General features: G+C 25.4%; 21 protein-coding genes. All 21 read left to right on the forward strand.

Annotated features, from left to right (window positions below):
• Nucleotides 1-44 precede the first annotated feature (44 nt).
• The 21 genes from SGLAD_RS01840 (at nucleotide 45) to SGLAD_RS01940 (ending at nucleotide 24,219) form a co-directional block, all read left to right on the forward strand.
• Nucleotides 45-806 carry a hypothetical protein gene (locus SGLAD_RS01840; RefSeq protein ID WP_134297340.1) on the forward strand — a complete coding sequence of 254 codons (762 nt, stop codon included), beginning with the start codon at nucleotides 45-47 and terminating at the stop codon, nucleotides 804-806.
• 144 nt (nucleotides 807-950) lie between these two features.
• Entirely contained in the window at nucleotides 951-3,098 is a 2,148-nt protein-coding gene (locus tag SGLAD_RS01845; protein ID WP_134297341.1) for an ATP-dependent Clp protease ATP-binding subunit, read from the forward strand.
• Nucleotides 3,099-3,158: 60 nt separating this feature from the next.
• Nucleotides 3,159-4,184 carry a heat-inducible transcriptional repressor HrcA gene (gene hrcA / locus SGLAD_RS01850; RefSeq protein WP_134297342.1) on the forward strand — a complete coding sequence of 342 codons (1,026 nt, stop codon included), beginning with the start codon at nucleotides 3,159-3,161 and terminating at the stop codon, nucleotides 4,182-4,184.
• Between the two features lie 3 nt (nucleotides 4,185-4,187).
• Entirely contained in the window at nucleotides 4,188-4,811 is a 624-nt protein-coding gene (locus SGLAD_RS01855; RefSeq protein WP_134297343.1) for a nucleotide exchange factor GrpE, read from the forward strand.
• A gap of 31 nt (nucleotides 4,812-4,842) precedes the next feature.
• Nucleotides 4,843-5,517: a hypothetical protein gene (locus tag SGLAD_RS01860; RefSeq protein WP_134297344.1), complete on the forward strand. Its 675-nt coding sequence runs from the start codon at nucleotides 4,843-4,845 to the stop codon at nucleotides 5,515-5,517.
• 38 nt (nucleotides 5,518-5,555) lie between these two features.
• Entirely contained in the window at nucleotides 5,556-7,346 is a 1,791-nt protein-coding gene (gene dnaK / locus SGLAD_RS01865; protein ID WP_134297345.1) for a molecular chaperone DnaK, read from the forward strand.
• Between the two features lie 59 nt (nucleotides 7,347-7,405).
• A complete protein-coding gene (gene dnaJ, locus SGLAD_RS01870; protein ID WP_134297346.1) occupies nucleotides 7,406-8,566 on the forward strand; it encodes a molecular chaperone DnaJ in 1,161 nt (386 codons plus the stop codon).
• Nucleotides 8,567-8,626: 60 nt separating this feature from the next.
• On the forward strand, nucleotides 8,627-9,931 hold the full coding sequence (locus tag SGLAD_RS01875) for a hypothetical protein (RefSeq protein ID WP_134297347.1): 1,305 nt from the start codon (nucleotides 8,627-8,629) through the stop codon (nucleotides 9,929-9,931).
• A complete protein-coding gene (gene mnmA / locus SGLAD_RS01880; RefSeq protein WP_134297348.1) occupies nucleotides 9,921-11,042 on the forward strand; it encodes a tRNA 2-thiouridine(34) synthase MnmA in 1,122 nt (373 codons plus the stop codon). Before SGLAD_RS01875 ends, mnmA begins: the two co-directional genes overlap by 11 nt.
• A gap of 58 nt (nucleotides 11,043-11,100) precedes the next feature.
• The gene (locus SGLAD_RS01885; RefSeq protein ID WP_134297349.1) at nucleotides 11,101-11,754 is read left to right on the forward strand and encodes a hypothetical protein; all 654 of its coding nucleotides are present in this window, start codon (nucleotides 11,101-11,103) and stop codon (nucleotides 11,752-11,754) included.
• Nucleotides 11,755-11,874: 120 nt separating this feature from the next.
• Nucleotides 11,875-13,956, forward strand: a complete 2,082-nt coding sequence (locus tag SGLAD_RS01890; protein ID WP_134297350.1) for a DUF2779 domain-containing protein — start codon at nucleotides 11,875-11,877, stop codon at nucleotides 13,954-13,956.
• Nucleotides 13,946-14,896, forward strand: coding sequence for a methionyl-tRNA formyltransferase (gene fmt, locus SGLAD_RS01895; RefSeq protein WP_134297351.1), 951 nt, complete (start codon nucleotides 13,946-13,948; stop codon nucleotides 14,894-14,896). The genes SGLAD_RS01890 and fmt overlap by 11 nt, the downstream gene beginning before the upstream one ends.
• 58 nt (nucleotides 14,897-14,954) lie before the next feature.
• Nucleotides 14,955-15,509 (forward strand): elongation factor P, encoded by a 555-nt coding sequence (gene efp, locus SGLAD_RS01900; RefSeq protein ID WP_134297352.1) that lies wholly within the window; start codon nucleotides 14,955-14,957, stop codon nucleotides 15,507-15,509.
• 44 nt (nucleotides 15,510-15,553) lie between these two features.
• A complete protein-coding gene (locus SGLAD_RS01905; RefSeq protein ID WP_134297353.1) occupies nucleotides 15,554-15,847 on the forward strand; it encodes an MMB_0454 family protein in 294 nt (97 codons plus the stop codon).
• A 187-nt stretch (nucleotides 15,848-16,034) separates the two neighbouring features.
• Nucleotides 16,035-17,882: a hypothetical protein gene (locus SGLAD_RS01910; RefSeq protein WP_134297354.1), complete on the forward strand. Its 1,848-nt coding sequence runs from the start codon at nucleotides 16,035-16,037 to the stop codon at nucleotides 17,880-17,882.
• Nucleotides 17,883-17,953: 71 nt separating this feature from the next.
• Complete coding sequence (locus tag SGLAD_RS01915; RefSeq protein WP_134297355.1) at nucleotides 17,954-19,015, forward strand: hypothetical protein; 1,062 nt, start codon at nucleotides 17,954-17,956, stop codon at nucleotides 19,013-19,015.
• Nucleotides 19,016-19,029: 14 nt separating this feature from the next.
• Nucleotides 19,030-20,277: a hypothetical protein gene (locus SGLAD_RS01920; protein WP_134297356.1), complete on the forward strand. Its 1,248-nt coding sequence runs from the start codon at nucleotides 19,030-19,032 to the stop codon at nucleotides 20,275-20,277.
• Nucleotides 20,278-20,320: 43 nt separating this feature from the next.
• Nucleotides 20,321-21,205: a hypothetical protein gene (locus SGLAD_RS01925; protein WP_134297357.1), complete on the forward strand. Its 885-nt coding sequence runs from the start codon at nucleotides 20,321-20,323 to the stop codon at nucleotides 21,203-21,205.
• Between the two features lie 86 nt (nucleotides 21,206-21,291).
• Nucleotides 21,292-22,656 carry a hypothetical protein gene (locus SGLAD_RS01930; protein WP_134297358.1) on the forward strand — a complete coding sequence of 455 codons (1,365 nt, stop codon included), beginning with the start codon at nucleotides 21,292-21,294 and terminating at the stop codon, nucleotides 22,654-22,656.
• A 44-nt stretch (nucleotides 22,657-22,700) separates the two neighbouring features.
• Complete coding sequence (locus SGLAD_RS01935) at nucleotides 22,701-23,318, forward strand: hypothetical protein (protein ID WP_134297359.1); 618 nt, start codon at nucleotides 22,701-22,703, stop codon at nucleotides 23,316-23,318.
• 79 nt (nucleotides 23,319-23,397) lie between these two features.
• Nucleotides 23,398-24,219 (forward strand): Cof-type HAD-IIB family hydrolase, encoded by an 822-nt coding sequence (locus SGLAD_RS01940; protein WP_134297360.1) that lies wholly within the window; start codon nucleotides 23,398-23,400, stop codon nucleotides 24,217-24,219.
• The last annotated feature ends 71 nt before the right edge of the window (nucleotides 24,220-24,290 follow it).

The raw sequence follows: 24,290 nt of genomic DNA on the forward strand, positions 1-24,290 counted from the left end.
TTGTATTTTTTTTTCGATTATATTATTAGGAAGGAAAAATAAGTATGATAAATGAATTGCAACATAAAAATATAAAGGATATTAGTAGTTCTTTTTATTTTACAAAATTAAATTTAGTTTATAAAAATGAAGAAAATTTAGCTTTTTTTGTAAACTCTAATTTAATTAAAAATAAAATTACAAATAAATACTTTAGATTATTAAATTACTCAATATTATCAAATGATTTTGATTTGATAAACAATCATATTAAAAATGAGTTTCCTAACTCTAAAATAAAGCATTTACTTAAACTAATTGCTAAAACTAATAATGTTTTATTTGAAAATAAATTCAAAAATCAAGTTGATTATGAAAGTATGTTCAAACTTAATATTTATTGTCAATTGTTTTTAATTTATATTAGATATAATCCAAATATTTGGTTGAGTTTAGATCAAGAATATGTTAAACAAGTTAGTAAAACTAACCAACTTGATTGAAGCATTATAAATTATATTATTAATTATCATGTTTTAAAAGATTGTCGTTTTGATCTTACTTATGATCAAAAGTATCTGGTTAACACTTTGATGTCATTATCTTTAGAAGATTTAGATTCAAGGAATAAAATGAAAAAAATTTTAGAAGTACCAATCCTAGCTACAAAAATATTTATGATCCAAAGAGAAGCGATTAAAAAAGGCAAATCATTGCGCGAAAATAAGAAAAAATATAAACATTTATTATTTTCAACAGCAATGCAGTTAATTATTCATTTTATTAATAATAATATAGATGATATTAACTTTGCCTCAAAACACTAATTATTCTATTATTCCTTGAAAACAAAGTTTAACTTTGTTTTTTATTTTAATTTTTTAGCACTTAAGTATTGACATTGCTAAAAACAAATGTATTATATTATTGATTAGCAATAGATAGTAAAGAGTGCTAATCAGGAGGTATATATGGATTTTCAACAAAAACCAGATCCTTTAAATGATCCAGAAATTTTAAAAAAATATACTAGGGATTTATCAAAGGATGCTAAAGAAGGGAAAATTGACCCAATCATTGGTAGAGATGATGAAATAATGAGAGTAATTAGAATTTTAAGTAGAAAAACTAAAAACAACCCTGTATTAGTTGGTGAACCTGGAGTTGGTAAAACAGCAATTGCAGAAGGATTAGCGCAAAGAATTAATAAAGGTGATGTTCCAAGTATTTTAAAAAATAAAAGAATATTAGAACTTGACATGGGAAGTGTTATGGCAGGTGCTAGTTTCTTAGGAGATTATGAAGCAAGAATAAAAGGTATAGTAAATGCGATACAAAAAGAAAATGGAGAAATTATATTATTTATTGACGAACTTCATTTAATAGTTGGAGCTGGAAAAACTGGTAACGGGGGAGGAATGGATGTTTCAAACTTATTAAAACCAGCATTAGCTAGAGGCGGATTAAAAGCGATTGGTGCAACTACCTTAAAAGAATATCGTGAATACATTGAAAAAGATGCTGCACTAGAAAGAAGGTTTCAAAAAGTTATGGTTTCTGAACCTTCCGTAGAAGAAACTGTATCTATTTTAAGAGGGTTGAAAGAAAAATTTGAAACATATCATGGAGTAAGAATTCATGATAACGCATTAGTAGCGGCAGCTCAATTAAGCGATCGCTATATTGCAGATCGTTTTTTACCAGATAAAGCAATTGACTTAGTGGATGAAGCTAGTGCAACAATTAAAACAGAACTTGCATCAGTCCCAACAGAGTTATATCAAATTGATAGAAAAGTTATGCAATTAGAAATTGAAAGAGCTGCTTTAAGTAAAGAAACAGACGAAAAATCAAAAGAACGTCTTGCTATTAATGAAAAAGAACTACTTAATTACAAAACAAAACAACAAAATTTAACAGAAAAATGAGAAACTGAAAAAAAAGCTCATGAAAAAATAAATCAATTGCGTTCGACAATGGATCAGTTGAAAACAGAATTAGATCAAGCTCAAGCAGAAGGTAAGTTCGAAAGAGCCGGAGAAATTCAGTATTCATTACTACCAGCAATTGATAAACAATTGAAAAAAGCAGAAAAAGATGATGAAAATCAGTTAATGTCTGAAGAAGTATCAGAAAAAGAAATTGCAACAATTATTGGTAGATGAACTGGAATACCAATTGAAAACTTAATGGAATCTGAAAAACAAAGACTATTAGGGTTGGAAACATCATTAAGAAAAATGGTAAAAGGACAACCTGAAGCAATAAAAGTTGTTAGTGAAGCAATTTTAAGAAGTAGAAGTGGAATTAAGAACCCAGAAAAACCAATTGGTAGTTTCTTGTTTTTAGGACCAACTGGAGTTGGAAAAACAGAAGTAGCAAGAAGTTTAGCTAAACAACTATTTAGTAGTGATAAAAAAATGGTCAGATTAGATATGAGTGAATATATGGAAAAACACTCAGTGTCTAAATTAATAGGCTCTCCACCAGGCTATGTTGGATACGAAGAAGGAGGTAGACTTACAGAGGCTGTAAGAAGAAATCCTTACTCAATTGTTTTATTCGATGAAGTTGAAAAAGCCCACCCTGATGTGTTCAATGTATTATTACAAATTTTAGATGATGGAAGAATTACTGATTCGCTTGGAAAAACAATTGATTTTAAAAATACAATTATAATAATGACTTCTAATATTGGTTCAGATTATTTAATGACTACAAATCCTGAGTTAATAGAAGACAAACAAATTGAAGATATGTTAAAAAAATTCTTTAGACCTGAATTTTTAAATAGAATCGATAATATTGTAAGATTTAATCCATTATCAAAAGAAGTTATTCGAGAAATAATTGAAAAAACTTTAGTAGAACTTAAGGCAAGAATTTTAGATAATGGTGATTATATAATTAACTTTTCAGAAGCAAGTGTAGAAAAAATTTTAAAAGAAGGTTATGATAGAGAGTTTGGTGCAAGACCAATTAAGCGTTACATTGAAAAAAATCTTGAAACTCTAATTGCAAAAGCAATTGTTTCAAGTGAAATTGAACCAAAAAGAAATTATGTTGTTGATGTTAAAAATGATCATTTTACAATATCAAGTGCAAATAAATTAAATTAGCACTTGACTACTCTAAGTGCTATTGGTACACTAAAAAAGGATTGTTAAGGAGGAATTTTTATGTTAAGTAATAGACAAGAAATTATTCTTAGATTGATTATTGAAGAATATATAAAAACAGCTTCTCCTGTAGGTTCAAAAAGAATACAAGAAGTTATGTCTGTTGACATATCCTCTGCAACAATTAGAAACGAGTCTGCTTTTTTAGAAGAACAAGGTTTTTTAGAAAAAGCACACACTTCTTCAGGAAGAGTACCATCAACAAAAGGTTATCGATATTATGTTGATAATTTGATGAAAAAAAATGACATTGAAGATGTTAAGTTACAAATTGAAGAAATATTTCAAAAACGTGGTGTAACAATAGATCAAGTTTTAGATCAAACATCAAAAATTTTAAGTGAATTGACTAAACTGGCAACAGTTGTTTCAACAAGTGAAGATATTGAAGAAACTCGACTTAAAAGAGTTGAACTAGTAATGCTTTCAAAGCAAAGTGCTGTTGTATTATTTATCCTGTCAAATGGAAGTATAGAAAACAAAACTATTAATTTGGAAGCAATATCATTAGAAGAACTAAAAATATCAATCGACTTATTTAATGATAGGTTGACTGACTCAAAAATTCAAGAAATTGAGTTTAAAGCAAAAGCTATACTTCCTATTTTAAAAGAGCAAGTTAAAAAATATGAGTTTGTTCTACACACATTTGTAAGTGCTTTATTACACACTGGAAATACATCACAACTTAAAACTAGTGGAATGAAATACTTATTAGAAAATCCAGAATTTAATGATCCTAATAAGATTAAAAGTATTATTGAATTTATTGAAGGAGCTTCTCCGTTTGTGTGATTTCAAACTCATCTAAAGAATCATTCTAAACCAGCTGTTGCCATTGGCTTTGAAACTGGAATTGGTAATGATGATATTGCTGTTGTTGGAACAAATTTTCCAACACAAAACGGTGGAAAAGGAACTTTAGCATTAGTGGGACCAAAAAGAATACAATACGATAAAGTTTCTGACCTATTAGAATGAATCGGTCATAAAATCGAAGAAAAGTTCAACCAAGGAGAGGAGTAAAAAATGAAAAACGAAGAATATAAAAAAGTTTTTGATCTAATTGAATCTTTGAAAAAACAACTAAACAATGGAAATAATAATGAAGATGAAAATGATCAAAATAAAACTAAAGATAAAAAGCAAAAAACACAAAATGATAGTGAAGAAAAACAATTAACAGATATTGAACTATTAGAATTAGAATTTGTTAACTTAGTAGAAAAAAATGAAGAACTTCAAGAAGCTAAACTTATGGCTATAGCAGATAACCAAAATACTGTTAGAAGATATCAAAATGAATCTGCTGCTGTTAAAAAATATGGTGGAGAAAAACTAGCATCAGAATTATTACCAGCGATTGATATGTTTAGATCGGTTTTAAAAACTAGCCCAGATAATCCTGAAGTAAAAAATTATTTAATGGGATTTGAAATGATTATGAATCAAATTGACCATGCTTTAACAAATGCAGGATTAAATATGATAGTAACAAAAATTGGAGACGATTTAGATCCAAGCTTGCATAATGCAATTGACCAAATTGAAGCAGAAAATGTTAAGACAGGACAAATTGCTATGATAGTTTCAAATGGATATAAGCTACATGATAGAGTTATCAAACATGCAGTTGTAAAAGTTGCAAAATAAAAAATATTTATATAATTAAAGGTAAATGAAAATGAATAAAGATAAAGAGAAACTTAAAGATTTAATTAAGGAAATTAAATCAGCTGCAAGAGATTGCAAAATGAACTGTAAAAATGCTTCAATTGAATGCGAAGGTAAAAAAGCAATACATTATATAATAGGAAATTATCACTTTTGTGATGATTTAATAAATAAATGTGATTGTAAATATCATAAAAAAGTTTATAAATTAAAAGAAGAATTATCAAAAGAGGTAAAAAAATATACTAGCATTAATATTGAAGAAGCTTTTAAAGATTTCAATTTTAAAAGAAAAAATAAAAATAAAGATTCTTTTAAATACAAACCAAAAGATAAAACAAGTGTTTATAAAGAACATTTAATTAAATTAATTAATAAAGTAAGTGGTAAATGTGAAAACTTTTTAGAAGAATTTAAAGATTTTAATGAATTGTTTGACGATTTTAAAGAAGAATCTTTAAATCAAATTAGACAATTACAACCACTACAAAAATTAATTAAAAACTTTGAAAAAATTTCAACAAAGTTTGATGTAATTGAAGAATATTTTGATGCTATTGAAGATATTGTTGAAGATGTTGAAGATCTGTTGGATGAAGATTATGAAGTTCATTATGAAAATGATAACACAGACACAGATGACATAGAAGACACAGACGATACAGATACAATAAGAATATATTAAGAATTATTTGATTTAAAAAAAGGAAGAAGGTTTAAATTATGGCTAAAGAAAAAATTATAGGAATAGATTTAGGAACTACTAACTCAGTTGTTGCAGTAATGGATGGAGGTCAACCAATGGTTTTAGAAAATCCTGAGGGACAAAGAACCACTGCATCAGTTGTTGCATTTAAAAATGGCGACATTATTGTTGGAGGAGCTGCAAAAAGACAAGCAGTTACAAATCCAAATACAGCTATTTCAATTAAACGTGAAATGGGAACAAGTAATAAAAGAAATTTAGAAGGTAAAGATTATACTCCTGAACAAATTTCTGCAGAAATTTTACGTTATATTAAAAAATATGCTGAAGATAAATTAGGAACTAAAATTACAAAAGCTGTTGTAACAGTTCCAGCATATTTTAATGATGCACAACGTAAAGCTACAAAAGATGCAGGTAAAATTGCAGGTCTTGAAGTAGAGCGTATTATTAATGAACCAACCGCTGCTGCATTAGCATATGGTATTGATAAACAAGATAAAGAACAAAAAGTTTTAGTTTATGACTTAGGAGGAGGAACATTTGACGTATCAATTTTAGAATTAGCAGATGGTACTTATGATGTTCTTGCAACTTCTGGAGATAACAAACTTGGTGGAGATGATTTTGACGAAAGAATCATGGACTGAATTGCAGATCAAATTAAAAAAGAATATAACATTGATTTATCAAAAGATAAAATGGCTTTACAAAGATTTAAAGATGAAGCTGAAAAAGCAAAAATTAACTTGTCAAGTCAAGTTGAAACAGAAATTAACTTACCATTCATTGCAATGAATGAAAATGGGCCAGTTAACTTTAGTTCAAAATTGTCAAGAAGTGAATTTGAAAAAATGACAAAAGATTTAGTTGAAAGAACTAGAAAACCAGTAATGGATGCTTTAGAACAATCAAAATTAAAAGCAACAGATATTCATGAAGTATTATTAGTTGGAGGATCAACTAGAATTCCAGCTGTTCAAACTTTAGTAAAATCATTATTAGGAAAAGAACCTAATAGAACTATTAATCCAGATGAAGTTGTTGCAATGGGTGCAGCTATTCAAGGTGGAGTTCTTGCTGGTGATGTAACAGAAGTATTATTATTAGACGTTACTCCTTTAACATTAGGAATTGAAACAATGGGTGGAGTTATGACACCATTAATTAATAGAAATACAACAATACCAACAGAAAAATCACAAGTATTTTCTACAGCGGTTGATAATCAACCAGCAGTTGACATCAATGTTTTACAAGGTGAAAGACCAATGGCTGCTGACAATAAATCATTAGGACAATTCCAATTAACAGGAATTAAACCTGCACCAAGAGGAGTGCCTCAAATTGAAGTTACATTTAAAATTGATGTTAACGGAATAGTTTCTGTAACTGCAAAAGATAAACAAACTAACGAAGAAAAAAGTATTACTATTTCAAACTCAGGAGCTTTAAGCGATGCTGAAATTGAAAAAATGATTAAAGAAGCAGAAGAAAATGCAGAAGCAGATAGCAAAAAACGTAAAAATATGGAATTAAAAAATAAAGCAGAATCATATTTAAATATTATTGAAGAATCAATGAAAGAAAGTGCTGATAAAGTTTCTGAAGATCAAAAAAAACAATCAGAAGAACTAGCAAAATCAATTCGTGAATTAATTGCAAAAGAAGATTATGAAGCTTTAGAGAAAAAAATGGAAGAGCTTGAAGGAGCTATGAAAATGGCTTCAGAAATGGCTGCTCAACAAGTAAATCAAAATAACGAACAACCAACAGATGATAAAAAAGATGATTCAGAAAAAAAATAATTTATACAAAAATAAACAACTAAGTTTAGTTGTTTTTTGTAAAATAGGTGAGGTGCAATATGGCTAAACGTGATTATTATGAAGTCCTTGGAGTTAGTAAGAATGCATCAGAAGATGAAATAAAAAAAGCTTATCGTAAGTTAGCAAAAAAATATCATCCTGATGTTAATAAAAACCATGACGCAGAAGAAAAATTTAAAGAAGCAACCGAAGCTTGTGAGGTGCTATTAGATCCAGAAAAAAGAAAAACTTATGACCAATTTGGTCATGATGGTTTACAAGGAATGGGTCAAGGTGGTTTTGGTGACTTTGGTAGTTTTGGTGACTTTTTCTCAAACATGTCTGGAAGTGGCGGGGGAACAGGAGACTTTTTCTCAGATATTTTCTCAAGCTTTTTTGGTGGAAAATCTAGATCAAGTGGATTTGGTGGTTCTAAAAATTCATCAGGACCAACACCTTCAAGAGGAAAAGATATAATATTAGAAATGCATCTTACTTTAAAAGAAATATTATTTGGAGTTGATAAAGAAGTAGAACTTGATTTAATTTCAAAATGTAAAGATTGCAACGGAGTTGGTGCAAAAAATAAAGATGATATAAAAACTTGTGAAGTTTGTGATGGAGCAGGAATGGTAACTGTTGTCCAAGAGTTTGGATTTACAAAGTTTCAAAGTAGTCAAGCTTGTCCAAAGTGTCACGGTAATGGAAAAGAAAATAAACACCCTTGCAAAAATTGTCAAGGAAATGGTGTTAAAAAATCTAAAGAAACTATTCAAATTTCAATTCCAAAAGGTTTATCACCTGGGCAAAAAATATTATTAAAAAACTCAGGTAATGAAGGTAAAAATGGAGGTCCAAAAGGTCACATTTATGCAGATGTTTATTTAAAAGCTTCAAGAAATATTGATATTGTTAATCAATTTGACATTAAATCAAAAATTGATGTTTCTTACTTAGATGCGATTTTAAAAAACGAAGTTATTATAGATACTTTAGATGGACCTTTATCAGTTAAATTGCCTAAGTCAGTTAAAAATGGAGATGTTATTTCTGTACCAAACCATGGTCTTTATAAAGGATTAAAAAATTCTAAAAGAGGAGAATTGTTATTAGAAGTAAATATTGTGACTCCAAACGAACTTAGTTCAGAAGAAAAAAAAGCAATTGATCAATTATTAAAAGTTAATAAGTTTAAAACAACTAATGATTTAAAAGAATAGCGTTTATGCTATTTTTTTGATTTTCATTTTAATGTATAATTATAAAACAGGAGTGATATTATGGCAGAAAAAATAAAAGTATTACAAATTAATAAAAGTAACTCCAAACCTGAGTTGACTAAAAAAAAATCTTTTATTCCAGTTGAAAAAGTTTGATTTGAAAATACAGTTGAAGATGATTTAACTAATTTTGATTTAGAAAAAACAATTAATATTAAAAATAAAAACTCTGCAAAAATTTCACTTGTACAAAATGCTAACTCGCATTTTTTTGCACCAAAAGAAGAAAATGAAATAAGTTTTAAAAGCAATGACATAGGAAATAATCAATTTGACACTTTAAATATTGTTGATAGAAGAATTGTAAAAAGACCCTCTCAACTTCCACCAGATATTATTAAATTAAGACAGCTTAGTTATATAAAAGAACAAAAATTAAAAGAAATAATGCTTGATAAATTAAATGTTAATTTAAAATTTAAAAATAACTTTAAAAATTATCGATTAATTGAAGGTGAAAATAAAACTAATAATTTAGAAACATTAGAAGTTTTAGAAGATAATAAAAAAGTTAATTCAAACGAAGAATTTTTTTCAAAAGAAATTGATTTAGAAGTCAAAGATATTAAAAATGAAATTTATGAAAATAAAATCGAAAAAAATATTTTTTTACAAAATGATATACAAACTAATAAAAATGAAAATTTAGAAAAAACAAATTTTTTAAATAAAATTAACATTAACGAAAGTAATTCTAATCAACAATCAATCAACAATCAAATTTTAGATTTAGAACTAGAAGTGAAAAACTTTGAAAATAAAGTTGAAGAACTTGCTAATCATGAAGTTGCACACAATAAAGTTGAAGAACTTGCTAATCATGAAATTGCACACAATAAAGTTGAAGAACTTGCTAATCATGAGGTTGCACACAATAAAGTTGAAGAACTTGTTAATCATGAAGTTGCACACAATAAAGTTGAAGAAACTTTACATAATAATAATAACTCAAATAAAGAAATTACAGCTAGAAGCATTCCTGTGATTAACGATTTAAGTTTTAAACTTGATGACCAAACAGATGATTTAGATAGAGCTATTAGAACAAAGGTGATTAATGAAAAAAAAATCTTTAGCAATGAAGGACCATCATTTAGCAGTGAATCTTCTAATACAACAATTCTTGTAGAAAATATTGTTAAAAGCGCAAAGTCTATCAATGATTTTAATTTAGAGTCTTCAAAGTATGATGATTTTGAAGCGTGATTAAATAACTCAAAAGAAATGAAAAAAATAGCAAAAATAGCAAAAAAAGAAGAAAAAAGAATGCTTAAATTACAAAAAGGAAGCAAAAATGCAAAATAAAAAAGTAATAGTAGGTTTAAGTGGTGGGGTTGATTCATCAGTTGCTGCTGCTTTATTAAAAGAACAAGGTTATCAAGTCGAAGGCTTATTTATGAGAAATTGAGACAGTAACTTAAATAATGATATTTTAGGAAATAAATTAGAAGAAATTTGCCCCCAAGAACAAGATTATCTTGATGCAATTAAAGTAGCAGAGACTTTAAATATAAAATTACATAGGATTGATTTTGTAAAAGAGTATTGAGATTATGTATTTGAATATTTTTTAAAAGAATATCAATTAGGAAGAACTCCAAACCCAGATATTCTTTGTAATAAATATATAAAGTTTGATAAGTTTTTGAATTTTGCAATTAACAATTTAAATGCAGATTATATTGCTATGGGACATTATGCAGGTGTTAATTATAAAAATGAAAATAATAAGTATGAATTAATTAGAGCTGTTGATAATAATAAAGATCAAACATATTTTTTATGTCAATTAAATCAATTTCAACTTTCAAAAACTTTATTTCCACTACAAAGTCTAGAAAAGAGTGAAGTTAGAAATATTGCAAAAAAGTATAATTTCATTACAGCAGAAAAAAAAGATTCAACAGGAATTTGTTTTATTGGAGAGCGTTATTTTACTGACTTTTTACAAAATTATATTCCTAATCAACCAGGAAAAATTATTGATATATCAAATGGTAATATACTTGGCGAACATATTGGTGTAATGTATTACACTATTGGACAAAGGAAAGGATTAAACTTAGGAGGTCAAAAAGAACCTTACTATGTTGCTAAAAAAGATATTAAAAATAAAATTTTATATGTTTCAAAAGCAAGTGAAGATAAATATTTAAATTCTAACAGTTGTATTGTTAAAGAATTTAACTTTATTAACGAAATTACAGAATATTTTTTAGAAAATACTTTTAAATGTACCGCTAAATTTAGATATCGTCAACCTGATGTTAATGTAACTGTTAAATTACTAGATAAAAATACTTTGCAAATATTTTATAATCAAGAAGTAAGAGCTGTCACTGAGGGTCAAGAAGCAGTTTTATATTTAGATAATATTTGTCTTGGTGGTGGAGTAATTGACAAAGTTTTAACTTAATCAAACATAACTAAATAAATAGGTTAAAATCAAAATGATATATTAAGGAGATGTTTATATGTTTTTAGCAGATGGTCTTGGTGGTTTATTTGGAGGAAGTAATGTTACTACAACAATTATTTTTGCAGTAATTGTACTAGTAATAATTATTTTCATTGTAATTTCATCAATAACTAGTAAAAAAGCTCAAAAAAAAGAACAAGCTAAAAGAAAAAAAGTAGTTAAAGAAGAAATCAAAAACTACTTGTCTCAGACTCAAAATTTAAAAAATATTAAATTAGAATATGAAAAAGTTTATGCTCGTAAAGGTCCAGAGTATAAATATAGAGATGTGTTTGATGTTATTGTACAAATGTATGAGCCAAAAACTAATGAATTGATAAAAACTGCTGCTTATGAAGTTGAAGGAATGACAACAAAAGCAGATAAAAAAACTTATACAACAGCTTGACAAGTCAATAAAGAATTGGATATTGAAGATACTAAAAAACGTATTGCTATTGCGGAAAAGAAAATAAAACTTTCAAAAGAAGAATTAAAAATTATGAAAGCAGAAAGTTTAGTAAAAAGTCGTGAGGCTAAGGCTAATTTAAAAGCAAAAGAAGCTAAATTAAAAGAAGTTAGAGCAAAAGAAAAAGCAAATCCAAATGTTAGAGTTGCAAGTGAATTGAAAGCAACAACAGTTAAATTTATTCCAAAAAGAAATAAATAAATTATAATCTTTATGCTATTTAAATAACATAAAGATTTTTTTATTAATTAAAGAAGTTATTATATAAAATATTTATTTATGAAATATTTTATATAATAATAAAGAAATAGAGGGATTTATATGATTTTAAAAAATGTTGTTAAGAAAGAAGATTTTAAAAAATGATTTACATCTTGTAATAAAGAAGCTTGAATATTTCATGATATTACAAATTTTGAAAAAGCTTTGGAATTAAAAAAACAAAAAGTTTATGAATATTTTTTAAAAACTGAAATAGATGATGGAGGTTTTGATACTTCATCTGGTTTTGACCCACTAGAACTTTATAGTGAATTATTAAACAAAGAAGATCTTTCAGAGGAAGAAGAAAAACAAAAAGAAACTTTATTAAAGACCTTAGAAAGTTTTGAAGGAATTGAGTTATCACCAATGAGTGCTGAAACAATTTTAGATGGAGAAGCTGTTGGACAAGCTGCTAGAGAATATTTTATTGAAAAACTTGAATCAGAAAACATAAAAAATAAAACAAATTTTAAATACTTTGATTTTCAACAATTTGGTTACGAACTATCTGCTAACAAAACAAAAGAAATATTACTAGACAGTGATTATAAATTATTTTTCGAACCCACTTTTGAAGTTTTTAGTGGAAAACTAAGAACAAGATGCGATGTGCTTTGAAAAAATCAAGATAATCAGTTTGAAATTATAGAAGTTAAAGCCTCAACAAAAGAAAAAAAAGAACATATCTTTGACTTGCTATATCAATATATTGTGGTTAGCAAAAATTATAATATTAAGGAAGTTAAGTTATGTTTGATAAATAACGATTATTATCGAGGCTTAGAACATCCTTTAGTATTGTTAGAAAATTTAGAGGATTTAGATTCAAAAGTTGATTATGAAAAAGAAGTTAAACCATTTTTAGAAAATGATTTTGAAGTAGAAAACACAAACGAACCAGAAGATATTAATTACCAAATTTTATTTAATGTTAAAAATAGAATTACTAAAAATAAAAAAACTATAAGTTTTAAAACATTGTTTGAATGTATATTATACTCTACTAATATTGAAGATATATTATTAGATATTTCTAATTCATTTGATAACGAAAACATATTAAAAAATGATCTTTGTGGAACTTATAAAATAGATTACAAAAACTTTGATTTGAAATTAGAAGAAAATAAATATTGTAAACATGTGGTCAATTGATTTGATAAAACTGATTATACTTTATTCAATCTTCCTAGATTCAAACAAAAAGCAGCAAAATATTTTAGACAATTTGATAAACTAAATTTAGAAAGTCTAACTTTTAATGACTTAACACAATTAGAAAAGCCTAGTTTAAAAGAATACTTTAATGATGATTTAAAAAAAATAATTATTAAAACAAATACTTATTTAAAAAATAATAAAGTTTTAGATCCAACCGATGTAATTGATTTAGAAAAGCTTGATGTTTTAGAAGAAGTTTTAAGAGAATATTATGATTTCCCTTTATATATGTATGACTTTGAAACTTCAAAATGAGCTATTCCAAAATATAATAAAACAAAAAGTTATCAACAAATACCTTTTCAATTTTCTATTCATATTTTAAAAGATGAAGATTATGACTTTAATCAACCTAATAAAACTATGGATCATTATAATTTTATTGCAAGTAGCATTGAAGATCCTAGACCTGATTTTATAAAACAATTTATAATAGCTTGTTTTTCAAAAGGTCCTGGTAGGTATGTTGCTTACAATAAATCTTTTGAAAGAATGGTTTTAAAAGATTTGATGACTGCTTTTCCTAAATATCTAAAACCATTAAAATATATTTATGAAAACACAATTGATTTAATGGACTTTTTTAAAAAACCAAAGAGTAATTGATTAATTTATCATCCCGACTTTAGAGGTTCTGCTTCTATAAAAACTACTCAGCCAACTTTGGATAGTTCTTTATCTTATAAAGATTTAAAAATTAATAAAGGTGATAAAGCTAGTTCTGTTTTTAGAAGATATGCAGATCAAACCTTTAGTCAAGAACAATGAGATCAACTTTACAAAAATGATATGCTTTTATATTGTGATCGTGATACTTTAGCTATGGTTGTTGTGTTACAAAAAATAATCGAAATTGTAAAAGAAGCTAAACCAGATATAGTAGAAAGAATTAGAAAGGTGAAATTAAATGAAGTATAAAGTTATATTTTGTGGAACTCCAAATATTGCAGTTGATGTTTTAAAAGGACTAGAAAAAATTGATATAGAAATTGTTGGAGTTATAACCCAACCTGATAAATTTATTGGAAGAAAAAAAGAAATTAAGTTTTCAGAAGTAAAACAATATAGTTTAGAAAAAAAATATAAAATATTACAACCAATTAAAATTAAAGATAGTTATGAAGAAATAAAAAATTTAAAAGCAGACTTTTTAGTAACTTGTGCATTTGGTCAGTTTATTCCACAAAATATTTTAGATTTGTTTAAAAATTGTATAAATGTTCACGGATCAATTTTGCCTAAATATCGTGGTGGTAGTCCGATCCAGTATGCAATTATGAATGGAGACAAACAAACTGGTGTAACTCTTATGAAAATGATAAAACAAATGGATGCTGGAGAAATTTATGTCACAGAAAAAATTGATATATTAGATACTGATGATAGTGGAAGTCTATTTTTAAAAATGGGAAGTCTAGCAAATAAAATGATTGAAAAATACTTAATTGATATTTTTGAAAATAAAATTCAAGGAGTAAAACAAGATGAAACAAAAGCAAGTTTTGCATATAATTTATCAAATCAAGAAGAAAAAATAGATTGGTCAAAATCTAATGTTGAAATAATAAATTTCATTAAATCACAATCTCCAAGTCCCATTGCTTTTACTTTCTTAAATAACGAAAGAATAAAAATAAAAAAAGCAAGATTAATTAAAGAGGATGAAATATTTATCTCATTAATGAAAATCTTTGTGCCAGGAGAAATAATTAATTTAGACAACGAAGGTATAATAGTTCAAACAGGAGATGGAATATTAAAAGTTTTAGAATTACAAAGAGCTGGCAAAAAAATGGGAAGTGCAGGATTATATAATTTTTCAAATTCTCCTTTTTTACCTACTTCTATGTTTAAATAAATACCAATAAAAACTTTTTTTGTATATAATCAAGATAGAAAATATATAAGGAGAATATATGCTAGTAAACGATTTAAGACCAGGAACAACATTTTTATATGAAGGAAATATTTTTGTAGTATTAGACTATTCATTTTCAAAATCTGGTAGACAACAAGGAAAAGTAACTGTTAAAGTAAAAAACTTAAGAACTGGAGCAAGAGTTGAACTTACATTTACAGGTGGAGATAAAGTAGACAAAGCTATGGTTGAAAAAAAAGATATGCAATATCTTTATAATGATGGAAATAATTGTATGTTAATGAATACAGAAACTTATGATCAAGTAGAAATTGCTGCAAACAAATTAGAATGAGAGTTAAAATTTTTAGTTGAAGGAACTATGGTTAAAATGACCGAATATGAAGGAGAAGTATTAGGTATTACTATTCCTGAAAAAATTGAACTAACTATTACAGAAGCAGAACCTGCTGTTAAAGGTGATACTTCAAGTGGTGCGCAAAAAAAAGCTATTTTAGAAACTGGATTGGAAATTATGGTGCCTTTATTTATAAAAGAAGGAGAAAAAATAATTATTAATACAACTGATGGAAAATATTCAGGTAGAGCATAATTTAATTTTCATTTTGGTATAATTAAAAAAAAGGAAAGATAAGTATGTACATTTCGATAGATTATAACGAAAAGGGAAACCTTGAAATTGAAGAAAAAGCAATTGAAAAAATGATAGAGTTTCATGTTATTAGTAATACAAAAGGAATAACTGATGTAAAAGCATCTTTTAGTTTACATCATGAAAATACTTTATTTATTTTGATTAAATTATTTGTAAAAAATAAAGAAGAATTAGAAATTAACGAAAAAGAACTTACTTCTAAAATTGAAAAATCAATTCAAAAAACATTTCTTTATAAACCAAAAAATGTAGCTTTTGCTTATATTAAAAAATAACTAGAGACTAGTTATTTTTTATTTTAAAAAAACTCAAACCATTATTAAACTAATTGATTTAATTTGATATAATTATTTAAATAAATTAATTCTATTTGTAGCAATGTAGTCTGGTTGGACTTTAAAAATAGCAAAAAATAGTGTATAATAATTAAGTCTTATAGGTAAAAATTAGGAGGAAATTAATATGGCTACACAAAAAAAAGTAAGTGGGAAAAAAAAGGAATTAACTAAACCAGGTTCAGAATATATTTGACAACCTTTTAGTCAAAAATCTTTAGCTTTAATTAATAAATATAATTTACAAACAGAAGAAAATTATAAAAAATTAATTTCTTCTTTTGATAGAATTCAATCATTACCAGATGATGATCCAAGAAGACCTAACCTTATTGAATTATGAGAAGGTGAATTTAATAGATTGTTTAAACACTTTTGACAAACTTTTGCAGCAAGTAGTAAAAGACAAGATAGTAGTGTTGCAGGTTGAAAAGAAAGATTAGATGTAAAAGTTGTGCCAAATACTCCTGATGCAAAACGTCAAGACTTGTTGTCAAGATTATCTGGTTCTGGTAGTACAGGTAGAAGTGCTCAAGAAGAAATTTTATCAAGAGCAGGATTTCAAAGTACTGTAACAACTGAACCGTTTAGTTTTAGAGCTCAACCAAAAACTGGGCAAAGTTTATATGAAATAGAAAATATTTTAGATTCTGCAGAACAAGCAGGTGTTGCTAAACCAGGAAGTATTCTTGAAAACAACGACCAAAGCGCTTATCTAGCAGGAAATAATTCAGGTTGAGTAGAAAATGAAACCAAAGAAAATGAAATTGAACTTGATGAAGAAACACAAATTATGACTCAAGAAGTTAAACCGGATCCAAATTTATTAGATTTTGTTAATGGTACAGGTTCAGTAATTGAAGAAGTTGAAGAAGAACAACAAAATGAATCATCACAAGAAAAGTCAGGTTTTTATTCAAATGACGAAGAAGTAAAAGAGTTTGTTGGGGATGAAAATATGAGTCGTCAGCAATTCAATATTTTAAATAATATTCAAGCAGAACATATTCCTCCTCAGGATGCTGATGCATTAGCTGTATTAGAATTAGGAACTGAATTTTTCCAACAACAATTAGGTAGACATGGGTTAACAGCAGAACCAATGCAAGAAGGTGATTCACCATTTGTATATACTGATAAAGATAATTTAATAAATCCTGAAAAAAGAAATATTTTATCAAGAGAAGGATTTGAGTTATATCAAAATAATGAAACTAGTGGTTTAAAAGCTGAAGGAAAACCTAATTACGATATTAAAACAGGAGAAATTTCAAAACCATTCCATGAAATTAGACCAGTTGGTAATTATGGTATAACTTATGATTATAAAAAACGTCCATCAATGCAAGACTTCTTTGAATCACAAGAAAAAGAAGGTCGTGTTATTGATGAAATGACACAAAAAATTGAATTTTTAAGAGATTTACGTAACGAACGTCGTCATAGAATTAATATGATGAAAATTGAACGTGCAAATAGTTATATTGTTGCAAGAGCAAGAAGAATGGCAGAAGCACGTGAACTTAGAAGATTAAAAAGACGTGAAGAAATTAATTTAAAAGCTATTGAAAAAGCTGAAAGAATGAGACGACTTCATGAACGTCAAAAACTTATTGAGTTAATGAAAGAGCGTCAGTTAAAAAGAGCTGAAGAAAAACGTGTTGCAACTGTTCTTAAACTTGAAAGAGAAAGACGTTTGGAAAGAGATGCAAAATATAGATCTGAGATTGCTTCTATAGATGCACAAATTAGACACGAACAAGAATTAATTAAACGTACAGAATTAAAAATGAAAGCCTACTTCACAAAAGTTCATGACGATCAGTTGTTTGACGAGTCATTAAGAGTTGCCAAAAAATCTAATCAGTTTATAAAATTAGAACAAAAAGCAGAATTAATGCAAGAACTTGAAGAACAAAAAAGAAAAGATAGAATTGAAAAAATTAGTAGAAAATTTAACAAGAATATCAAGTAGCAATTGTAAATGGGCAGAGTATATTTTATTGTACTTTGCCATTTTTTATTAAATAGAAAGGAAGTGAACCAATGGCAGCAAAGAAAAAAAATAAAGTAAAATATCCAGATGAAAATTATTTGAAACAAGTTGGATTAACAACTTCTTCGATTAACGCTTTAACAGGTCAAATCGGTAGAACAGCTCAAAAAATTACAGAAATAAAGTTACATCAGTCAGTTATTAAAATGCAAAATGTAATTAACGCTAAAGAAAATTTATCTAAGGTAGACCATGAAAGAAGAAATCGAATTTCAAATTTAAAAGATAAACATAAAGATGTTTTAGAAAAATTAGAACTATTGGACAAAAGAAATAAAACCTATGTAAATACTAAAAAACTTGATTATGAAATCTTACAAGAAGAAAGAAGAAAAAAAGCAAAACAAACTAAAACTAACTCGCTAATGGTTTCTCCCGACTTTGATAAATTAATTAAATCTGCAGCAAATATTTATTTACAAAATACAAAAGTTAATAAAAGAAAAATTAAAGAACATTCATCAAATACTTTAACAAGAAATATAGTAAAAAATGATATTAATGATATTTTTAAACTTAAAGATAATAAAAAATTTTCTTTTAAGAAAAGTGAACCAAAATCAAATGTTCCTATAAGAAGTGCAAATTTATTAAGTGGATTTGATTTTACAAGTGAGTCAACTAAATTTTTTGCAAAAGAGTTAGGTTGAATAGAGAGAGATAAACCAAAAAGAATTTTTGAATCTCCTTTAGCAAGTTATAATACAAAAAAATTAGATAGTAAAGAACAACGAGATAAAGGTGAAAAAATTAATGAAAATCAAACTTTAAAAGAAGATTTAAATAAAGAAAATGAAAATCAAACTCATCAAGAAATGGATTTAAAAACAATTGATGAAATGGTTAAAAAATATGCAAAAGAAGTTGAAAAAATTAATAAACAAAAAGAAAAAAAAGAAATTGAAGCAATAAATATTTCAAAAATTACTAAAAAAATTCTAGAACAAAGCCCTTTGGCAAAATTATCAAGAGATAATAAAAAGAAATCTGTAACTCCAAAAGGTATTGATATTAGTAAAATACCATCAATAGTTTTTGATGAAAAAAAGTAATAGAGGTGGAAAAGATGGCAAAAATAATAAAAGAAAAAGAAAAAGATTTTGTACTAATTTCAGAAAAAACAAAAGCAAGAATTAAAGGGTTAATCGAAAAACGATTAACTACTCAAACTGTTGCACTATTCGCTCAAGAATATGAAAGTTATGATTATGATATTAGAAGTGAAATAATTCAATATATTTTATTTTTACTTGAAAAAGCACAAAATGAATTAGAATTTAATACTTTAAAAAAACCAACTGAATGAGATCAAAAAGCTTTTGAAAGAAGAAGATTAGAATTTATTGAAAAACAAACAAATGTTAAAAAAATTCAAGATGCCTTAAAAATTAAAGAACCACATAATAATGAACTTTTAGCTAAAAATCAGCAAAAACTAACTCAAAAATCTAATGAAAAACCTAAAGAAGAGTTGTTGGTAAAACAAGAAGAACCAAAAATTACAAAAGAAAAAAAAGCTCAAAACTCAAAACAAGAAAAATCTATTGAAATAAGATTAAGAGAAGCTGCTTTAAGAGAAGCAAAAGAAGCAAAAGAATTAGCAGCAAAAAAAGCTAAAGAAGAGCAACAAGCAAAAGAATTAGCTGAAAAAAAAGCAAAAGAACAACAACAAGCTAAAGAAGCAGCTGAAAAATTGAAAAAAGAAAAAGAATTAGCAGCAAAACAAGCTAAAGAAGCAGCTGAAAAAAAAGCAAAAGAACAACAACAAGATAAAGAAGTGAGTTCTAAAGTCAATAAAGCAAAACAAGTTGCAATTAAAAAAGATGTACAACCAGAAGTTAAAATAGTTAGAACGCAAAGAGATTATGAAAAAGAACAAGCAGAAAAAGAAAAATTATGAAAAGAATTATATGGAAAATCAAGAGTTCAAACTAACGAAGCAAAAAGACCATCAACTAGTTCTTTTGTAGGTAGTGCTAAAAATACAGATAAAACTCCGCTTATCAAAGAAGAAGCCTTAGTTAATTTTAAACTTTATGGTCATACTTATCCTATCGAAGAGTTGACAGATCCAAAACATAAATTGTATTTCTTTTGAACAACTATAAAAAATAAATATAGATCTGGCAACTTATCAGTTTGATTGAAAGATCAGTCTAAATTAAAAAACTGATGAATATATAAAAAACGTTTAAAAGCACAAAAACATGCTTTTAAAACTTCTTCCTCAACAAATACTCAACCTCAAAAAAAAGAAGTTGTAGTTAATAAAAATAATTTAGAAAAAGAAAATACTCAAAAAACTAGTGATTAAGCATAAACTGTTTAAAAATTGTTGATAGAAACGAGATGTTTATATGGAAGTTATTGAATATTATAGCATTGGAACTGCATTAGTTATTTTATTTTTAATAGGTATTGTTTCAATAACAACTGGTTTTTTAATTAAAAAAAATAACAATAAAAAAATAGTTAAACAAATTACAAAAATTCCATACTTTACAAATGAAGGTCATGGTAAAGAAAAATGATGAGTATCAAATAAAGGGGAATTGGAAAAAAAGGGAATTAAATCACAAGATTTTAATTACAAAATCGCTTTTTTTAATTATTATGAAAATTTTTCAAAAGATTTTTTTAATTCAAAATATGTAAGAACAAAGTCATATTTAATAAAATTTTTAGATATAAAATCAACTAATAAAACTATTGCAAAATTAAAATTGTATACAAAATGTTTAGAAAACATTTGATGAAAAAAATATCGTATATTTATGAAAGAAAGTTTAGAAGAAATACCAACGTTAACATCTTCGCCAGCTTACTTTTTTTATAAATATTACTTTATGTTTTTACAAGAATTACGAAAAACTCTAGCATTTTATTTAACTAATCACATAATTCCAAATACAATTTTTTTAGAATTAAAAACAATACATTTTGAAAAATTTGGAATTAGAAAAGTTTCTGATCCTAAAAAAAATATAGCATTTGCTTTTATGCAAGTTGTAAAAGAATCTGAAACCCTAATTGATAGATTAAGTAAACAATTTTTTGATGAACTAGAAAACAAAGGAAAAGATTGAAGTATAGATTATAAAAATAATCATGAAATCAAAAATGTTTTTAAAGAAAATGATTATATAAAAAAAATATATTTGAAACAAAAAAGTAAGACAAATAAGAAAAAGTATAATGTTAAACAAAATGTAAATAATAATCAAACAAAGGATTTAAACTAAAAAATATCTACATTAGATATTTTTTTAACTTTTTTACTAAAATATTAATCTTCAAAAAGTTGTATAATAATCAAGAGGTGCTTTTTATGAATTTTAAAGCTAGTGATGCAATTAATTTAGTATTTACTTTAATAGGGAATGCAACTGCAAAATCAATATTAAGTATTAGAAATAATTTAGAAAAAAGAAAAATATTATCAAATGAGATTAAAGATTTTTACAGAGAAAATTATAAAAAAAATGTAAAAAATGAACATGAATTAATTAACCTATTTGATGCTAAAAATTGAAGTTTTTCAATTGATAAAAAAGAAATAGAAGAGTTAAAGAACTTTTTCTTTGAAAACTTTTTTGTTAAAAATGATTATAATTACTATTTAGAACACAAACACGTTCTAGAAGAAATTAATAAAATATATCAAAAAGCATTGGATAATGCATTTGTAATTGATAAATCACAAATTGATTGAAAAAAAACTATAAGAGTTATAGAATCAAGATTTTTGACATGAATAAACAATAAAAATTTAAAACAAAATCATGAACTTAAAGAAAAATTATTAGTTATTATGATAAGTTTAAATGAGTCTAATGATAAAGGTTATACTTTAAAATATAAAAATTTATTGAATAATTTAGATAGATATAAAAAATTTGTAAATGACTATGATCAAAAAATAATTGAAAACAATACGGTAAATTTACAATTTTATAATAAGTATCAAAACATTTTAAATATTCATAATTGTTGTGATTATAATATGACAATTGATGAATATTTGGATTATGAAAACATCATAAAACAAATTAAAAAACTTCCAGATAATGGTGAGTTGTGAGATTTTGATTTTACTATTGTTCTTTTAAAAAGAGTATTTTTTTGTTCTATCATAAATAATCTTTTTACAATTCATTCTGAGGATGTGCCAAGAGCCAAAATCGAGATGATTTTATCAAATGGTGGATTTAGAATTGATTTTTCAAAAGAAAGTTTAAAAAATCTCTATATCGCATTAACACAAAATGAAACTAAAATTAAAGAATTAATAAAATTTAGTTCAAAGCGATTAAATTTAAATTTAATCGAACTTATAAGAAGTTTAATAAAAAACCTGTTACTTTCAACAAATTTAGAACAATTTCAAAATTATAATAAAGAAGAAACCTTTAATATACCTAATCTAAAAGTACTGTCTTGTTATTCTATTTTAATAGGAAAAGTAATAAATTTTCATTTATCAAGTATTAATGAGACAATATTTGCTTATCCAGAAAAAAATTCAATAAATTTTGAAATAGCACTTGTAGATACTTTGTTAAATTTTAATAATAAAAATGATATTATAGATATTTTAAAAACTAATTTTAAAGAAATCAGAAATTATCCAAGTACTGTAATTATCAAATCAATTGATTTTATTGAATACTTATCTAATGTTGAAAATATTTAAAATCATTTCTTTGAAACGAATTTTTTATCGAAAGAAAGGGTCACATGTGTTGTAAATGTTCTAAAAATATTTTTAATAATTGTTCATGCTCTATTTATGAAGTAAATTGTACTAATTCATGTTGTTGATGTTGTAGTTTTGATAAATTTGAGTTTGATAATTTAAAATTTAATTATTTTAATGAAATATTAATAGAGTTAGAAAAAGTTTTATCAAATCATAAACATTTAAAAATAGTAAAAAAAGTATTAAAACAATCGTTACAAGATTTAAATAGTTTAAAAAAAGAATTTAAAGTTATATCTGAAAAAAATTATTTAAAAATTATTGATAATGCATCAGATATAAAAATCGCTTGTATTGAAATAGAAACTGACTTGGGTTATAAAATTAGAAATATTTTAAAACAATGAGAAATTCAAATTGAAATAATATATTTAATTATAAATTTCGAAGAAGAATACTTTAGTAAAAAAGTATATGTAAGTTTAAGCAAATATATTTTATTTATTTATAAATATATGTACAGTTTTGCGAACTTATTTAAATTAATTTCAAATACACCTGAAAACATCAGTTTAATTGAAACTATTAAAGAAAAATTTATTGATTTAGATAATAGTATTAAAGATCTAGATTATAAATTAAAATTAAAAATTTAAAAAATATGTACTCACTTAAAATAAATATTTCTTTTGCAATTTTTATTTTAAAATATGAACAAAAAATGAGGATAAAAAAATGCAAAAAATAAAACTAATAGCAATTGACTTAGATGGTACATTGTTATATCAAAATAAAATTGCAAGTCAAGAAGAAGTTAAGTATCTAATAGATTTACAAAAAAAAGGTTATAGTGTCATCATTGTTACAGGTAGAAATTATCAATCTTGCTATAAATTTGCAAAAAAATTAAAAATAAATAAAAACTTTAACTATTTAATTTGTGAAAACGGAGCTTATGTAACAAGAGCAAATAAATTTTTACCCGATCTTATTGACTTTATCAATAAAAAAGATTGTAAAGATTTATATGAGTACTTTTCTAAACTAGAAATACCTTTTTTTGGTCAAAAATGTATGTCTCCTAAAAAGTTATTTTGTAGTGAACCAAGCAAAATTAGCAAAAAAAGTTATAAATACAAAACTTATATTATAAAAAAAAGTTTTGATTTTAGTGGTATGACTTTTATTGGAACTCATTTTAAAATTGATAAAGATTATGAAACCATTGCTAAGGAAATTGAAACTAATTTTAGTTCTAGATTAAAAATCTCTCATAGTTTTGGAGATAATGATGGACTTATTTATTATATGTTTTCTTCTAAAAATACAGATAAAGGATCAAAAACTTTAAAACTAATTAATTCTTTAGGATTTGAAAATGAACAAATTCTTTATTTTGGGGATGGAGATAATGATGCAAGTGCTTTAGAATTATTTGAAAATAGTGTAGCTATGGGTAATGCACAAGAATCTGTAAAACAAAAAGCTAAATACATAACTAAAAAATGTACAGAAGAAGGTATAATGAATTTTTTAAAAACTAATAATATTAAATAATAAAAGAGATTTAACCTTGATAAATGCTTAATAATATTGCTAAATACCATATATATTTGTTATAATAAAAT

Source organism: Spiroplasma gladiatoris (assembly GCF_004379335.1).
GTDB lineage: Bacteria > Bacillota_I > Bacilli_A > Mycoplasmatales > Mycoplasmataceae > Spiroplasma_A > Spiroplasma_A gladiatoris.